This is a genomic window from Streptomyces canarius (assembly GCF_014650735.1).
GTDB classification, from domain to species: Bacteria; Actinomycetota; Actinomycetes; order Streptomycetales; family Streptomycetaceae; genus Streptomyces; species Streptomyces olivaceoviridis.
On record NZ_BMVN01000002.1, the window covers coordinates 31,783 to 46,850 of the forward strand.

The following is a 15,068-nucleotide window of genomic DNA, read 5'->3' on the forward strand; positions in this document are numbered from 1 at the left end:
GGCGACCGTGTCACCGTCTTACGACGTCATCGTCATCGGACTCGGCGGCATGGGCAGCGCCGCCGCCCACCACCTGTCCGCGCGCGGCGCCCGCGTCCTCGGCCTGGAGAAGTTCGGTCCGGTCCACGACCGCGGCTCCAGCCACGGCGGTTCGCGCGTCACCCGGCAGTCGTACTTCGAGGACCCGGCGTACGTGCCGCTGCTGCTGCGCGCCTATGAGCTGTACGAGGAGCTGGAGCGGGCCACCGGCCGGGACATCGCGATCCTGTCGGGTGGCGTGATGGTCGGTCCACCCGAGTCCCGGACCGTCTCCGGCGCGCTGCGCTCGGCGACCGAGTGGGACCTGCCGCACGAGATGCTGGACGCGAAGGAGATCCGCCGCCGGTTTCCGACGCTCCACCCGTACGACGACGAAGTCGCCCTCTTCGAGGCGAAGGCGGGCCTGGTGCGGCCCGAGAACATGGTCGCCGCACATCTCCAGCTGGCCACCCGGCAGGGCGCCGACCTGCACTTCGAGGAGCCGGTGCTGCGCTGGGAGCCGTACCGGGACGGGGTGCGCGTGCACACGGCCGAGAACACCTACACGGCCGGGCAGCTGGTGATCTGCCCCGGTGCCTGGGCGCCGCAGCTGCTCACCGACCTCGGGGTGCCGTTCACCGTCGAGCGGCAGGTCATGTACTGGTTCCAGCCGAAGGGCGGCACGGAGCCGTTCCGGCCCGAGAACCATCCGGTCTACATCTGGGAGGACGCGGCCGGCGTCCAGGTCTACGGCTTCCCGGCCATCGACGGCCCGGACCTCGGCGCCAAGGTCGCCTTCTTCCGGAAGGGGCGGGTGACGACCCCGGAGACCATCGACCGGACGGTGCACGAGGACGAGATCCGGGCCATGGCGGACCACATGTCCCGCTGCATCCCGGACCTGCCCGGCACCTTCCTGAAGGCCGCCACGTGCATGTACTCCAACACCCCGGACGAGCACTTCGTGCTGGCCCGGCATCCCGCCCACCCGGAGTCGGTGACCGTGGCCTGCGGTTTCTCCGGGCACGGGTTCAAGTTCGTGCCGGTCGTCGGCGAGATCCTGGCCGATCTGGCGCTGACCGGAGCCACCGCGCATCCCATCGGCCTGTTCGACCCCGCCCGCCCCCTGCCTCGGCTCCGTTCGAGCGGGGGGACCCCCACCGCCGCCGCGCCCGCCCGAGGAGCCCGCCCGTGACGACGACCCCGATCTCCCCGAGCCCGGTCTCCCCGAGCCTCATCGCGACGCTGCCGGGCCGCTACTACACCGACCCGGAGGTCTTCCGGCAGGAGCAGGAGAAGGTCTTCGAGTCCCTGTGGTTCTGCGCGGTGCGCGGCGCCGACCTGGACAAGCCGGGAGCCTTCCGCACGGTCCAGGTGGGGCGCGAGAACGTCGTCATCACCCGGACCCGCACCGGCGAGCTGCGCGCCTTCCTCAATGTGTGCCGGCACCGCGGGGCGCGGCTGTGCACCGAGACGTCCGGTGAGGTGCGGCGCGGCCTGCAATGCCCGTACCACGCATGGACGTACGACCTTGACGGCAGGTTGATCGCCGCACCCAACTTGATCAAGATGCCCGATGTCGATCGAGTCGAGTACGGGTTGATCAAGGTGGCTCTGCGCGAGTGGCTGGGCTACGCCTGGGTGTGCCTCGCCGACGAACCGCCGTCCTTCGAGGACACGGTGGTGCACGCCGCCGTGGAGCGGCTCGGCGACGCCGCCGCCATCGGGCACTACGGCATCGAGAGGCTCGCCCTCGGCAGACGCGTCACCTACGACGTGCGGGCCAACTGGAAACTGATCGTCGAGAACTTCATGGAGTGCTACCACTGCGCGACGATCCACCCCGAACTCACCGAAGTCCTCCCCGAGTTCGCCGACGGCTACGCGGCCCAGTACTACGTGGGCCACGGCGCCGAGTTCGGCGAGGGGATAAGGGGCTTCACGGTGGACGGCAGCGCGGGCTTCGCCAAGCTCCCCGAGGTGACCGCCGACCAGGACCGCCGCTACTACGCGATCACGGTCAAGCCGACCGTGTTCGTCAACCTCGTCCCCGACCACGTGATCCTGCACCGCATGTTCCCGCTGGCCGAGGACCGCACCGTGGTGGAGTGCGACTGGCTGTACGCGCCGGACGTCGTGGCCTCGGGCGCGGACGTGTCGAAGTCCGTGGAGCTGTTCCACCGCGTCAACGTCCAGGACTTCGAGGCCTGCGAGCGCACCCAGCCGGCGATGTCCTCGCGCGCCTACCGCCGCGGCGGGGTGCTGGTCCCGAACGAGCACCACATCGGGATCTTCCACGCGTGGCTGCTGGACCTGCTGGGGGACTCCCATGCCTGACCTGTTCATCGACGGTGCGTGGCGGGGCGCCCTGGACGAACGCACCCGGGAGATCCGCTGCCCCGCCGACGGCTCCCTGGTGGGCGTCGTGGACGAGGCGGGCGGCAAGGACACCGTGGAGGCCGTCGCGGCGGCCCGGCGCGCCTTCGACACCGGCCCCTGGCCGCACACGCCGGCCGCCGAGCGCGGTGACCTGCTCCTGCGGGTCGCCGGGCTCCTCGCCCGGGACAAGGACGCCCTGGCCCGCGCCGAGTCCCTGGACACGGGCAAGCGGCTGGTGGAGAGCGCGTACGACGTGGACGACGTCGTCGACTGCTTCCGCTACTTCGGGCGGCTGGTCGCGAGCGAGACCGGCCGGGTGACCGACACCGGGCGGGCGGACGTCGACAGCCGGGTGGTCTACGAACCGGTCGGCGTCTGCGCCCTGATCACACCGTGGAACTACCCGCTGCTCCAGACCGCGTGGAAGGTCGCCCCCGCGCTCGCGGCCGGCAACACCTTCGTCCTGAAGCCGAGCGAGCTGACCCCGCACACCGCGATCCACCTGGTCCGGCTGCTGGCGGAGGCGGGGCTGCCGCCGGGCGTGGCCAATCTGGTGCTGGGCGCCGGGCCGGAGGCGGGCGCCCCGCTGGCCGACCATCCGGACGTCGACCTCGTCTCCTTCACCGGCGGTCTGCACACCGGCCGCCGGCTGATGGCGGCGGCGGCCGGCACGGTGAAGAAGGTCGCGCTCGAACTCGGCGGCAAGAACCCCAACATCGTCTTCGCGGACGCCGACTTCGAGGCCGCGGTCGACATGGCGCTCACCGCCGTCTTCCTGCACTCCGGGCAGGTGTGCTCCGCCGGGGCCCGGCTGCTGGTCGAGGACGCGCTGCACGACCGGTTCGTGGACGAGGTCGTCCGGCGGGCGCGGCTGATCCGGCTGGGCGGGCCGTTCGACGAGCGGGCACGGACCGGGCCGCTGATCTCCGCGGCGCACCGGGCCAAGGTGGAGGCCTATGTGGCGCGGGGGCTGGCGGAGGGCGCGGTGCTGCGCTGCGGCGGCGCCCGGCCCGCCGGCCCCGGCTACGACGAGGGCTTCTACTACCTGCCGACCGTCCTGGACGAGTGCACGAGCGCCATGTCCGTCGTCCAGGAGGAGTCCTTCGGGCCGGTGCTGACCGTCGAACGGTTCACCGGCGAGGAGGAGGCCGTCCGGCTCGCCGACGACACGGTCTACGGCCTCGCGGGTGCCGTCTGGACCGGCGACGAGGCCACGGCGGCACGGGTCGCGGGGCGGCTGCGGCTCGGCACGGTCTGGATCAACGACTACCACCCGTACGTGCCGCAGGCCGAGTGGGGTGGTTACAAGCAGTCCGGGTTCGGGCGCGAACTCGGACCGGCGGGGCTCGCCGAGTACCGCGAGACGAAACACATCTGGCGCAACACCGCGCCGGCACCGCAGGGCTGGTTCGACTGACAGCCAGAGGAGGCCGCTCATGACGACCACCGAGCAATCGCCAGGCCCACACCACCACGACGACGCCGAACTCGCCGAGTTCGGCTACAAGCCCGAACTCAGGCGCACCCTCGGCCACTTCCACACCTTCGCCGCCGGCATCAGCTACATCTCCATCCTGACCGGCACCTTCCAGCTGTTCTACTTCGGCTACGGCAGCGGAGGCCCCGCCTACTGGTGGTCGTGGCCGATGGTGTTCGTCGGCCAGTTCACGGTGGCCCTGTGCTTCGCCGAACTGGCCGCCCGCTACCCGGTGGCCGGCTCGGTCTACAACTGGTCGAAGAAGATCGGCAATCCGCATCTCGGCTGGCTCGCCGGGTGGATGATGTTGATCGCGTCCATCGTGTCCATCTCGGCGGTCGCGCTGGCCTATCAGCTGACGCTGCCGCAGATCTCCTCCGTCTTCCAGTTCGTCGGGGACGGCACCGGGACGTACGACGTGGCGACCAACGCCGTCGTGCTCGCGGCCGTGTTGATCCTGTTCACCACGCTGGTCAACGCGTTCGGCGTCAAGCTGATGGCCACGATCAACACGGCGGGCGTCTTCATCGAGTTGATCGCGACGGTTGTATTGATCATCCTCTTCGCCGTCCACATCACCCGTGGTCCTCAGGTCGTCATGCAGACGAACCACACGGGAGCCGGTTACTCAACGGGTTACCTCGGCGCCTTCCTGGTGGCCTCGCTGGCGTCCGCGTACGTCATGTACGGCTTCGACACCGCTTCCTCCCTCGGCGAGGAGTGCCTGGACCCGTCCCGGAACGCCCCGCGCGCGATCATCCGCGCGATCGTCGCCTCGTTCGTCCTGGGCGGGCTGGTGCTGCTGCTGGCGCTCATGAGCGTCTCCAGCCTCAAGGGCGACAAGCTGTCCACCGACGGCCTGCAATACGTCGTGCTGGACGTGCTCGGCCCGACGGCGGGCAAGGCGATGCTGTGGTGCGTGCTGATCGCGGTCACGGTGTGCGCGCTGGCCGTGCACACGGCCGCGATCCGGCTGGCGTTCGCGATGGCCCGCGACAACAACCTGCCCGCGTCCTCGCTGATGGCCCGGGTCAGCCCCCGTTTCCAGACCCCGGTCCTGCCGGCCGTCATCATCGGCGTGCTGGCGCTGGCGATCCTCGTGGTCAACATCCGCCAGCCGCAGATCTTCACGGTCGTCACCAGCATCGGCATCATCATGATCTACCTCGCCTACCTGGGCGTCACCGGCCCGATGCTGGTGGCCCGGCTGCGCGGCACATGGCGGCCCGCGGACGAGGGCAGGTTCTCGCTCGGCCGCTGGGGACTGCCCGTCAACGTCGTCGCGGTGGTCTGGGGCGTGGCGATGACGGTCAACCTGATCTGGCCGCGCGCCGCCGTCTACAACGCGTCCGCGCCGTACCACTGGTACCTGCGCTGGGGCGCGGTGCTCTTCGTCGCGGTCATCGCGGGCGGCGGCTTCGCCTACTACTGGTTCGTCCAGCGGCACCGCACCGGTGTCCTCGCCGAGCACCGCCTGGACGCCGCGGCGACCGCCCCGCCCCCTCCCCTCGCCGCCCCCGCGGCCGAGTGATCCCGCCCGATTCCGGCTGACCAGGAGGTCACATGAGCATCGATGAGTTCGACTACGTCGTGGTCGGCGGCGGCACCGCGGGCAACGTCGTGGCCGCCCGGCTCTCCGAGGACCCCTCGGTGACGGTGTGCGTGCTGGAGGCGGGCCCCAGCGACGTCGGCGACGACGACGTCCTCAGGCTGGAGCGCTGGATGGGGCTGCTGGAGTCCGGTTACGACTGGGACTACCCGGTCGAGCCGCAGGCCAGCGGCAACAGTTTCATGCGGCACGCGCGCGCGAAGGTGCTGGGCGGCTGTTCGTCGCACAACTCCTGCATCGCCTTCTGGGCGCCCGCGGAGGACCTGGACGACTGGGCGGCCCAGGGCTGTACGGGCTGGAGCGCGGCCGACCTGTTCCCGCTGTACCGGCGGCTGGAGAACAACGACGCGCCCGGCGACCACCACGGCCGCACCGGCCCCGTGAAGCTGCGCACGCTGAAGGGCGGGGACCCGTGCGGCGCGGCCCTGCTGGAGGCGTGTGCGCAGGCCGGTATACCGACGGTCCCGTTCAACACCGGGAGAACGGTGGTGCGCGGGGCCAACTGGTTCCAGATCAACTCCGACGAGAACAACATCCGCCAGTCCTCGTCGGTCGCGTATCTCCACCCCGTCCTCGGCAAACGTCCGAACCTGGACGTCCGGACCGGGGTGCGGGCCAAGAAGCTCGTGCTGGAGGGGCGGCGGTGCGTGGGCGCCGAGTACCTGGACCCCGATCTGGTGCACACACGCACGGTACGGGCCCGGCGCGAGGTGATCGTCTCCTGCGGCTCGATCGACTCCCCCAAGCTGCTGATGCTGTCCGGCATCGGCCCGGCCGGGCATCTGCGCGAGGTCGGCGTCGAGGTCGTGGTGGACTCCCCGGGCGTCGGCGAGAACCTCCAGGACCACCCCGAGGGCGTGATCATGTGGGAGGCGGAGCAGCCGATGACCACCACGTCCAGCCAGTGGTGGGAGGCGGGCGTCTTCTACGACACCGAGCCCGGCCTGGACCGGCCCGACCTGATGTTCCACTACGGGTCGGTGCCGTTCGACATGAACACCGCGCGCTGGGGCTACCCGACCTCGGAGAACGCGTTCTGCCTCACCCCCAACGTGACGAAGGCGAAGTCGCGGGGCACGGTACGGCTGCGGACGCGGGACTACCGGGACAAGCCGAAGGTGGACCCGCGCTACTTCACGCACGAGCACGACGTGCGGGTGATGACGTACGGCCTGAGGCTGGCCCGCCGTATCGCCGCGCAGCCGGCGCTGAGCGGCTGGGCGGGCACCGAGCTGGCGCCGGGACCGGACGTCCGCACGGACGACGAGTTGCTGGACTACGTCCACAAGACGCACAACACCGTCTACCACCCGTCGTGCACCGTGAAGATGGGCGCCGACGACGACCCCTCGGCCCCGCTGGACGCGCGGTTGCGGGTCAAGGGGGTCGAGGGGTTGCGGGTCGCCGACGGCTCGGTGATGCCCGACCTGATCGCCGTCAACCCGTGCATCACGACGATGATGATCGGCGAGAAATGTGCCGACCTGATCAAGGCGGATGCTTGATCAACGGACCGGCCAGCCCATTGCTCAGGCCGGCTTCTTGTACATCCTCGTCGCCGTGATCTCGCTGTGCACCGCCTCCCCGGCCTGGGGCTGCTGGGGCAACCCGGGCCGGAGGTGTTCCTCCACGCTGATGTACTTCAGGCCCGCCCGGAGGTCGGCGTCGTTGCGCAGGCGGATGACCAGCGGGAACTCGGCGAGGGCGGTGGTGTCGAACAGACCGGTGGTGTAGAGCAGCTGGACGCCCAGCGCGTCGGACACCGCTCGCTGGAGTTCGAGCAGGTAGGTCGCGTTGGCCCGGCCGATCGGGTTGTCCAGGAACAGCGTGCCGGCGTGCCGGTGCTTGTCCCGGCCCCGGTCGTTCGAGCGCAGCGCGGCCATCGTGCAGTACAGGGCGATGGCCGCCGTGAGGAGCTGGCCGCCGGAGAAGACGTCCCCCATCTGGCCGACGGGGACGCGTTCGGCGCGCAGCACGGCGTCGGGCTTGAGGATCTCGACGGCCACGCCCTTCGGCTGAAGGGCCGCCGCGACGCCGCGCAGCAGCAGGGACATGCCGTCACGGCGCAGGTCGGAGTTCTTCCTGACGGCCGCGCGCGTGGCCTCGTCGATGACCTCGCCGAGCCGTTCGGTGAGCGTGGCGTGGTCGGGCTCCTCGAAGCGGATGCGCAGGAACTCCTGGCCGGACCACTCGCCGAGCCCCTCCGGCAGCCGGGAGAGGCGCTGGGCGGAGCGCAGGGTGGCGAGCGCCGACTCCACGAGACCGCGCAGCCGGTCCACGATCGAGTCGCGGTTGCGCTCCAGCTGGGCCAGCTCGTCGGTCAGGACGCGCAGCCGGGGCGCGAAGGCGTCCGCCCACTTCTGGGCGTGTTCGGGCAGCGCGGAGGCGGGCAGTTCGCGGATCTGCTGCCGGGCGGGGGTGCGGACCTGCTCGTAGCGCGTGGAGTTGGCGTGCCGGACGAGGACGTCGCTCGCCTCGCGCACGGCCGCCTCGGCGGCGGACAGGTCGGCGGCACAGCCCCGCAGCGAACGGCGGGCCTCGGCGGCGGAGTGCCGGGCCTCCTCCAGGGTGCCCGGGTACGGCTCCGGCTCCTCCTGCTCCTCCTCCGGGGCGTGTTCGCGCAGCAGGTCGCGGAGCATGGCGGCGATCTCGTCGAAGCCGCCGGCCGCGTCCTCGGCGGCGCGGTGGGCGTCCAGCAGCTCCGCGTGCGCGTCGCGGGCCTCGGCCAGCGCCTCGGCGCGCGCGGCGAGTTCGGCCGTGGCAGTGCGCAGCAGCGCCTGGGCGTGCTCGGCGTCGCGCGGGACGAGTTCCTCGGGCAGCTCGGTGTGCGCCTCGCCGTCCTCGGGCGCGTGCCGCTCGGCCTCGCCGCGCAGCCGGCCGAGCTGCTCGCTCGCGGTCGACATCCGGGTCTCCAGGAGCTGCACCAGCTCCTCCGCGCGTGCGGCGGCGGCCTGCCGGGAGGGCCCGTCGGCACCGTCGGGCGACTGGAGCAGTTGCTCGGCGCGGGTGCGGACCTTGTTGCTGAGCCGGTCCAGTTCGGCGCGGGCGGCGCTCTCGTCGCTCTCCGCGCGGGCCTGCTCGGCGCGCAGGTCGGCACCGACGCCGACCTTCTCGTACACCTGGGAGGCGGCCCGGTAGGCCTCGCGGAGGGCGGGCAGGGACGCCTTCGGGGCGTCCTCGTCGTCGACGGGTACGTCGTCGGGGGCGCCGGCGATCTCGGCGCGCTCGGCGCGCAGGGCGCGCGCGGTGCGGCGGGCGTCGTCGGCGGCGCGCTGGGCGGCGCGGCGGTCCTCGTCGGCGGCACGGGCGCGGTCCAGGCAGGTCTGGGCGCGGGCCTCGGACTCGGCGGCCTCGTCGGCGAGTTCACGCAGTCTCACCTGCCAGCCGGCGCGTTCGCGGAGCCGGAAGGCGAGGCCGGCCAGGGCGTCGGCGGCGCGCCGGGCCTTCTGCGCGGCCTCCTGCCGTTCGTCGCGGATCCGGGCGGCCTCGGCGGCGGACTCGTCGGCCTCCGCCCGTACCGTGCGTGCCTCGGCGAGTTCGGCCTCGGTCTCCTCGGCGAAGGCGCGGGCCTGCTCGGCGGCCCGGGCCAGCTCGGTGAGGTGCCCGGCGGGGCAGCCGGTGCGCCAGGAGGCGAGCCGCGCGGCCAGTTCGCGGTCCTTGCCGAGACGGGCGGCGAGGGCGCGGATCTCCTCGTCGCGTGCGGTGGCCCGGGCGCGCAGTGCCTGGCGTTCCTCGTCGGCGGCGTGCTCGTCGTGCATGGCCGGGTTCGGCGGCACGAGGAACACGTCACCAGGGGTGGTGCCCTGGGCGGGGGGCGGGGCGAGCAGCGCGGCGGCGGTGCCGACGGCGACGGCGGAGCGGGGCAGCAGGGCGGCGTCACCAAGGGCCTCACGGGCACGCGCGTGCGTGTCCGGGTCGGTGATGATCACGCCGTCGACCAGTTCCGGGCGGGCGGCGAGGACGCGCGCGTGGTCGGCGGGGTCGACGGCCTGTGCCAGGTAGCGCCAGCCGGGCAGTGCCGGGATGCCGTGTTCGCCGAGGAACTCGACGGTGGCCAGCACGTCCGGGCCGGGCGGCAGCAGCCCGCCGTCACCGAGGGCGCCGAGGATGCGGGCGTCGTCGGCGGCGGCCGTACGCAGGTCGAACAGGTGCCGTTCGGCGGTGGACACGGCGCCGTCGAGGAGTTCGCGCAACTCGTCGGCGACGCGGTCGAGTTCCTCGGGGGTGAGCGCGCCGTGGGCGGCCTCGGCGGCCGGTGTGCGCGTGGTGCCGGCTTCTTCCGTCCGGGGCGCGGGCACCCGTGCCGCGCCCGGCGCGCCCGGCAGGCTCAGCAGTTCCGCGAGCCGTTCCTCGGCGGCCAGCGACTCGGCGAGGCGCCGCTCGGCCTCGTGGGCGCGCTCGGCGGCGGTCGCCGCGTCCGCCGCGCGGGCCGCCGTCAGCTCCGCGCGGGATTCGGCGGAGGCCGCTTCGCGCGCGTGCTCGGTGGCCTTGCGGGCGGCCTCGCGGGCCGCGTCCCAGGCGGCCACGGCGGTCTTCTCGGCGTCGCTGGCGGCGAGCGCGGCGCGCGCCGGGTCGGCGTCCGGGGCGCTGTCGTCCAGCCAGCCCGCGCGAACGGCCTCGGCGGTCTCCTGCTCGACCTCGGCGAGCCGCTGGCGCAGGTGCCCGGCCTCGCTGCGGGCCCGCTGCGCCTCGGTGGCGGCGGCGGTGGAGTCCCGGTAGGCGGAGTCGCTGACCTCCTGGAGGGCCGCGGAGCGCTCCTCCTCCTCGTTGGCGAGGGCCTCGGCGCTGCCGGCGGCGGTGTGCAGGGCCCGTACGAGGTCCACGGCGGCCTTGGCACGGGCGGCGAGCGCGGGGGCCGCGTCCCGTTCGGCCTCCTGGATGGCGGCGGACACGCGCGCGACACGGTCGGCGGCGGCCCGGTGGCGCAGTACGGCCTCGGCGGCCTGCCAGGCGGAGTGCAGCGTGCGGGCGTCGGCGAGCTCGCGCTTCTGCGCGGCGGTGGACTTCTCGGCGGCGGCCAGCGCCAGGGAGGCGTGCCGGTAGGCGAGTTCGGCGGCGATGAGGGCGCTGCGTTCGCGGGCGCCCTCGGAGTGCGTGACGGCGTACGCGGCGGCCGTCACCCGCTGGGCGAGGTCGGCGGCCCGGATCCGCTCCCGCACGGCTCGCGCCGACAGCCGCCGGGCCAGCGTGCGGGTGCGGCGCTCGGCGCCCGCGTGGACGTCACGCGCGCGTGAACGCGCCTCGGCGGCTTCCACGATCCGGCCGAGCAGGTCGACCGAGCCCGCGGTGAAGTCCCGTTCGGCGATCAGCTCGGCACGCCGGCCGAGCTTGTTGCCGAAGCCGCTGACGAGGTCGGCGAGGCCGTCGGTGTCCCGGGTGTCGGTGACCGCGCGCAGCAGCAGGTCGGTGAAGTCGGAGTCCTTCTTGACCGCGAAGAGGCCGGCCGCCTCGCCCTCGTCGGCGTTCATCTCGCGCTGGTAGCGGAAGAGTTCGGGGTCGAGTCCGAGCTCGCCGAGGTGTTCGGTCCAGCGCTCGTGGATCTCCTCCCAGTGCACCTCCAGGTGCGGGTAGACCTTGCCGGCCTCCATGACGGCGTCGCGGAAGCCCTTCATGGTGCGGCGGCGGCCGTGCGCGCCCGAGGTGCCCTCGACGGGCGGCCGTACGGCGGTGGACTCGGCCACGGGCAGGTTGTCCAGGCTGAGGCCGGGGCCGGGCCGGAAGGAGTACCAGGCCTCGGCGAACTTGCGCGGGTCGTTGGAGACCTGCCGGCCGCGCCACTCGCTGACCTTGCCGACGACCACGCACTCGCCGGTCAGCACGTGCTGCCACTCCAGGGCCACGTGGCCGCAGTCGTCGGCGAGCAGGAACTTGCGCAGTACGCCGGAGCTGGCGCCGCCGAGGGTGTTGCGGTGGCCCGGCAGCATCACCGAGAAGATCAGCTTGAGCAGGACGGACTTGCCGCCGCCGTTCTCCAGGAACAGCACGCCGGCGGGCGCGGGCCGGCGCGGCGGACCGGACGGCTCCTCCTCGAAGAACTCCACCTGCGTGGGCGCCGGGTCGGGCACGGGCTCCCCGACACCCCGCAGGTCCAGCACGGTGTCGGCGTAGCGCGCACCGGCGGGACCGATGGAGTAGAGGCGGACCCGGGACAGCTCGTACATGGCGGACTCTCGTAAGTCTGGTGAAAGGTGCGGTGGTTCGGGAGGGTCTGGAGCTGCGGGAGCTTCAGCGCGTCAGGAGTGGAACGGCAGTCCGGCGTCGGCCACCAGGTCCAGGTCGTCGATGTCCTGGGCGGGCAGCAGGGTGGCCGTGCCGTCGGTGACCGGGACGATGCCCAGCTCCACCAGTTCGGCCAGGGCGGCGCTGCCGGCCAGGTCGCGGACCTGGAGCTGGTAACGGGCCGTGGTGCGGTACGTGCCGCCGTTGTCGTCGCCGGTGCGCTGGAGGAAGCCCGAGTCGGTGAGGAAGGCCATGGCTTTCGCCACGATGCCGGTGGTGGAGGCGGCCGGCCGGCGGGCGTCCTTGGTGGCGCCCGTGGCGCTGCGTCTGGCCCAGATCCGCCAGGCCGCCTCCAGGCCGGGCGCGTCGGTCGCCGGGTCGGTGTTCTCGCCCTGCTCCTCGGCGCGCTCCTCCAGACGGCGGCAGGCCTGCCGGACGAAGGCGTCGACGCCGTTGACGGTGACCCTGCCGATGTAGGAGTCGTCGGCCAGGTCCTCGGGGCGCGGGAACGCCAGCGCGGCGACCGCGAGATGGGCCAGCCCGTGCAGGAAGCGGTCGCCGGAGTCGGCGGCGGTGCGACGCGCGTAGTCGCCCATGCGGACGGCGAACACCGAGTCCTCGGCGGCGGTCACGGCCATGCCCGCGCGCGGGGACACCTCCAGCACGACGAGCCCCAGACCGGCGGCGACGGCGTCGGCGAGCCGGGCGAACGCCGGGTCCTCGCGGTAGCGGCGCAGCAGTTCGGTGTACTCCTGGTCGCGTGCGGGCGCCAGCTTGGGCTGGAGTCCGAAGGCGACGAGCCGCGCCGCGTCGGCGGCGTCGGCGGGGGTGACGGCGGAGCCCGCCGGGGCGGCGGCAGGCTCGGGTTCACTCCGGTCGACGTGCTCGGTCACGGGTTCGGCTCCTTGTCGTGCTCTTGTCCACTCATGCCGGTCATGCCGCTCATGCTGCTTCCGTCCGGTCCGCGGCCATCCCTGCCGCGTCGAGCAGGGCGGTCCCCACGATCAGGTCCGCCCCGCCGAACTCGGGATCGTCCAGTTCGGTCCCGTCGTCCACGGCGAACAGCAGCTTCTCCTCGCCCTGCCGGTAGGCGGTGCCGACGGGTGGGCTGGCCGCGTGGACCGCAAGCAGCGCCACCAGGTAGGCGAGGTCGGGGTCCCCGGTCCGCCGGGCCTCGGCCAGCAGCCCGGACAGTCGTCTCGGGGCGTCCGCCGGCAGATCGAGCAGGTCCCTCGCCGCGGCCAGCTGCTCCTCGCTGAAGCGGCTGTCGTCCGGCGTGGCGATCAGATCGGGCTCGGGCATCTCCGCGCCCAGGTGCTCCCGCTCCACGGGCGGGGTCAGCAGTATGTCCACGAGGTCCCCGACCCGGACCGACACCGGCGTGCGCAGTCCCGTGCCGTGCGCGAAGAAGGCGTCGGTGACCCGGATCGCCTGCTCCAGGGGCAGCGGCAGGACGGGGGCGAGGAGATGGCCGTACAGGTCCGTCCCGGACGTCGCCGCCGGTGCGGCGAAGGCCTGCCGGTCCTGTTCGGCCCGGAACAGCGGGCCCGCCTCCAGCAGGCGCGACTGGAGCTGGGTGTGGCGCCGGATGCAGTCCTTGACGATGTCGACGAGTTCGGCGGCGCGGCGCTTGTGCTCGGGGTCCTCGGTCTCGTCGCGGGCCTTGCGGATGTTGGTGAGGATCGCGTTCTCGTGGCGGTAGCGCTCGGCCACGTGGTCCAGGGCCTCGGCGATCATGTCGGGGACGGCGCCCAGCCAGTCGACCGCGCGGACGTTGCGCCGGGTGGCCTCCAGAGCCCGGCGCAGCGTCTCGGAGTACTGGACCGTGCGGTAGCGGGCCTGCTCGGCGGCGAGCTGGGCGTCGGCGAGCCGGCCGCGGCTGATCAGCACCTCCAGCTTGACCTCGGCGGCGATCTGGGCGCTGGTGACGTCGGTGTCGAGGGCGCCGACCAGGACGTTGACCGCCTCGTCCGTCGTCCGCAGGTAGACCGTGCCGCCGGGGCCGGGGACCTCCTCGATCAGCTTGAAGTCGTAGTCACGGCGGACGTACGTGCCGTCCGCGGCGAAGGTGCCGTAGACCGCGCGGAAGCCGCGGTCCGCGCTGCCGACGTTGATCAGGTTCTCCAGGACCCAGCGGGCCACGCGCTCGTGTTCGGCGGCGGGCCGGCCCGGGGCCTGGGCGGCGATGCGGGGGATGAGCCGGGCCACGATCTGCTCGTGGTCGGCACCGGTGTCGAAGTCCATGTTCAGCGTGACCAGGTCGATGGCGGCCAGCGCCACCTCGGCCATCCCGTACACCGAGTACTCGCCGGCCAGGTTGGCCTTGCGCGCGTCCAGGTCGTGCAGCGGAGCGGTGCAGGCGAGCGCGCGCAGCCGACGCGCCAGCCCCTCGTCGGCGGCCGGGCCCGGAGCCGGGCGCGGCCCCGCGCTGAGCTGGGGCGGAACACGGTCCGTCGATGCAGGCGAAGTCACGGTGCACAGACTAGGTCCTGGGTCTGACATCGACCCAAACGAGCGGTCCCGCCGGTCCGGCCGGCACGGCTGCGGGTCGTTCCCGGGTGCGGACCGTCCGGGGCCGGCGCGCGGTTCCCCGTGCCCTTACGGGGCGCCTTCCTCGCCCACCCTGCGCCGGTACACCTCCACCACCCGTTCCAGCGAGTCCGCCAGATAGGTCTCCAGGAGCCGTTCGGCGCCGTGCCGGTCGCCGCCCTGGAGCGCCTGGAGGATCTGGGCGTTGCGGGCGAGGTACGGCTCGTGCAGCCGGCGCGGGTCGTCCACGACGTGGAAGGCCAGGCGCAGCTCGGCGAAGATGCTGCGCATCAGCTCGTCGGTGCGTTCGCTGCCGGCGAGGGCGACCAGTTCCCGGTGGAAGTGGATGTTGGCCGTACCCAGCCCTTTCCAGTCATTCTCCGCGGCGGCCGTGCGCCCCTCCTCGACCGCCGCGACCAGCCCGTCCAGCCGGTACGGCGGCTCGCCCAGCCCGCGGACGACGGCGCACTCGACGAGGGAGCGCGTGCGGTAGATGTCCTCCACGTCCTCGACGGTCAGGACCCGGACGAACACGCCCCGGTTGAGTTCGTGGATCAGCAGGCGCTCGTGGGTGAGCAGCCGGAACGCCTCGCGCAGGGTGTTGCGGGAGACGCCGAGCGCCCCGCCGATGCTGTCCTCGGACAGCCGGGTGCCGGGCGGGAAGTAGCCCTCGGAGATGCGGCTTCTGAGGATGTCCGAAACGCGCTCCGCGGTGCTCGTGCGGCCCAGAAGGACCCGGTCGCCGGCCAGTCCCGTCAGCTCCTCTGCCATGCCTGGAATTCAATCGCAGACACCAGGACGAAACAACACGGGTATTGAAGGATCGTTGAACGATCC

At 72.8% G+C, this 15,068-nt stretch carries 9 protein-coding genes; 5 read left to right on the forward strand and 4 right to left on the reverse strand.

From position 1 onward, the window contains the following. Positions 1-7: 7 nt before the first annotated feature. From solA to IE294_RS02615, 5 genes are read left to right on the forward strand one after another with little or no spacing between them, the layout of a single operon-like run. Entirely contained in the window at positions 8-1,213 is a 1,206-nt protein-coding gene (gene solA, locus IE294_RS02595) for an N-methyl-L-tryptophan oxidase (protein ID WP_189881876.1), read from the forward strand. Then, complete coding sequence (locus IE294_RS02600; RefSeq protein WP_189881880.1) at positions 1,210-2,355, forward strand: aromatic ring-hydroxylating oxygenase subunit alpha; 1,146 nt, start codon at positions 1,210-1,212, stop codon at positions 2,353-2,355. The genes solA and IE294_RS02600 overlap by 4 nt, the downstream gene beginning before the upstream one ends. Continuing rightward, entirely contained in the window at positions 2,348-3,814 is a 1,467-nt protein-coding gene (locus IE294_RS02605) for an aldehyde dehydrogenase family protein (RefSeq protein ID WP_189881882.1), read from the forward strand. Before IE294_RS02600 ends, IE294_RS02605 begins: the two co-directional genes overlap by 8 nt. Positions 3,815-3,833: 19 nt before the next feature. Beyond that, positions 3,834-5,405 (forward strand): APC family permease, encoded by a 1,572-nt coding sequence (locus IE294_RS02610; protein ID WP_189881884.1) that lies wholly within the window; start codon positions 3,834-3,836, stop codon positions 5,403-5,405. A 32-nt stretch (positions 5,406-5,437) separates the two neighbouring features. Continuing rightward, positions 5,438-6,988: a GMC family oxidoreductase gene (locus tag IE294_RS02615; RefSeq protein ID WP_189881886.1), complete on the forward strand. Its 1,551-nt coding sequence runs from the start codon at positions 5,438-5,440 to the stop codon at positions 6,986-6,988. A gap of 24 nt (positions 6,989-7,012) precedes the next feature. On the opposite strand, the gene IE294_RS02620 is transcribed toward IE294_RS02615, so the two are convergent. The 4 genes from IE294_RS02620 to IE294_RS02635 form a co-directional block, all read right to left on the reverse strand. After that, on the reverse strand, positions 7,013-11,644 hold the full coding sequence (locus IE294_RS02620) for a hypothetical protein (protein ID WP_189881888.1): 4,632 nt from the start codon (positions 11,642-11,644) through the stop codon (positions 7,013-7,015). Between the two features lie 72 nt (positions 11,645-11,716). Next, entirely contained in the window at positions 11,717-12,595 is an 879-nt protein-coding gene (locus IE294_RS02625) for a hypothetical protein (protein ID WP_014671449.1), read from the reverse strand. 49 nt (positions 12,596-12,644) lie between these two features. Continuing rightward, on the reverse strand, positions 12,645-14,174 hold the full coding sequence (locus tag IE294_RS02630; RefSeq protein ID WP_189881890.1) for a hypothetical protein: 1,530 nt from the start codon (positions 14,172-14,174) through the stop codon (positions 12,645-12,647). Between the two features lie 126 nt (positions 14,175-14,300). After that, the gene (locus IE294_RS02635) at positions 14,301-15,002 is read right to left on the reverse strand and encodes a GntR family transcriptional regulator (RefSeq protein WP_189881892.1); all 702 of its coding nucleotides are present in this window, start codon (positions 15,000-15,002) and stop codon (positions 14,301-14,303) included. Between the last annotated feature and the right edge of the window lie 66 nt (positions 15,003-15,068).

What these genes read in the sequence shown, in the direction of transcription:
- IE294_RS02605 (WP_189881882.1), top strand. Translation starts at nt 2,348, where the DNA reads ATGCCTGACCTGTTCATCGACGGTGCGTGGCGGGGCGCCCTGGACGAA.
- IE294_RS02610 (WP_189881884.1), top strand. Translation starts at nt 3,834, where the DNA reads ATGACGACCACCGAGCAATCGCCAGGCCCACACCACCACGACGACGCC.
- IE294_RS02615 (WP_189881886.1), top strand. Translation starts at nt 5,438, where the DNA reads ATGAGCATCGATGAGTTCGACTACGTCGTGGTCGGCGGCGGCACCGCG.
- IE294_RS02620 (WP_189881888.1), bottom strand. Translation starts at nt 11,644, where the DNA reads ATGTACGAGCTGTCCCGGGTCCGCCTCTACTCCATCGGTCCCGCCGGT.
- IE294_RS02635 (WP_189881892.1), bottom strand. Translation starts at nt 15,002, where the DNA reads ATGGCAGAGGAGCTGACGGGACTGGCCGGCGACCGGGTCCTTCTGGGC.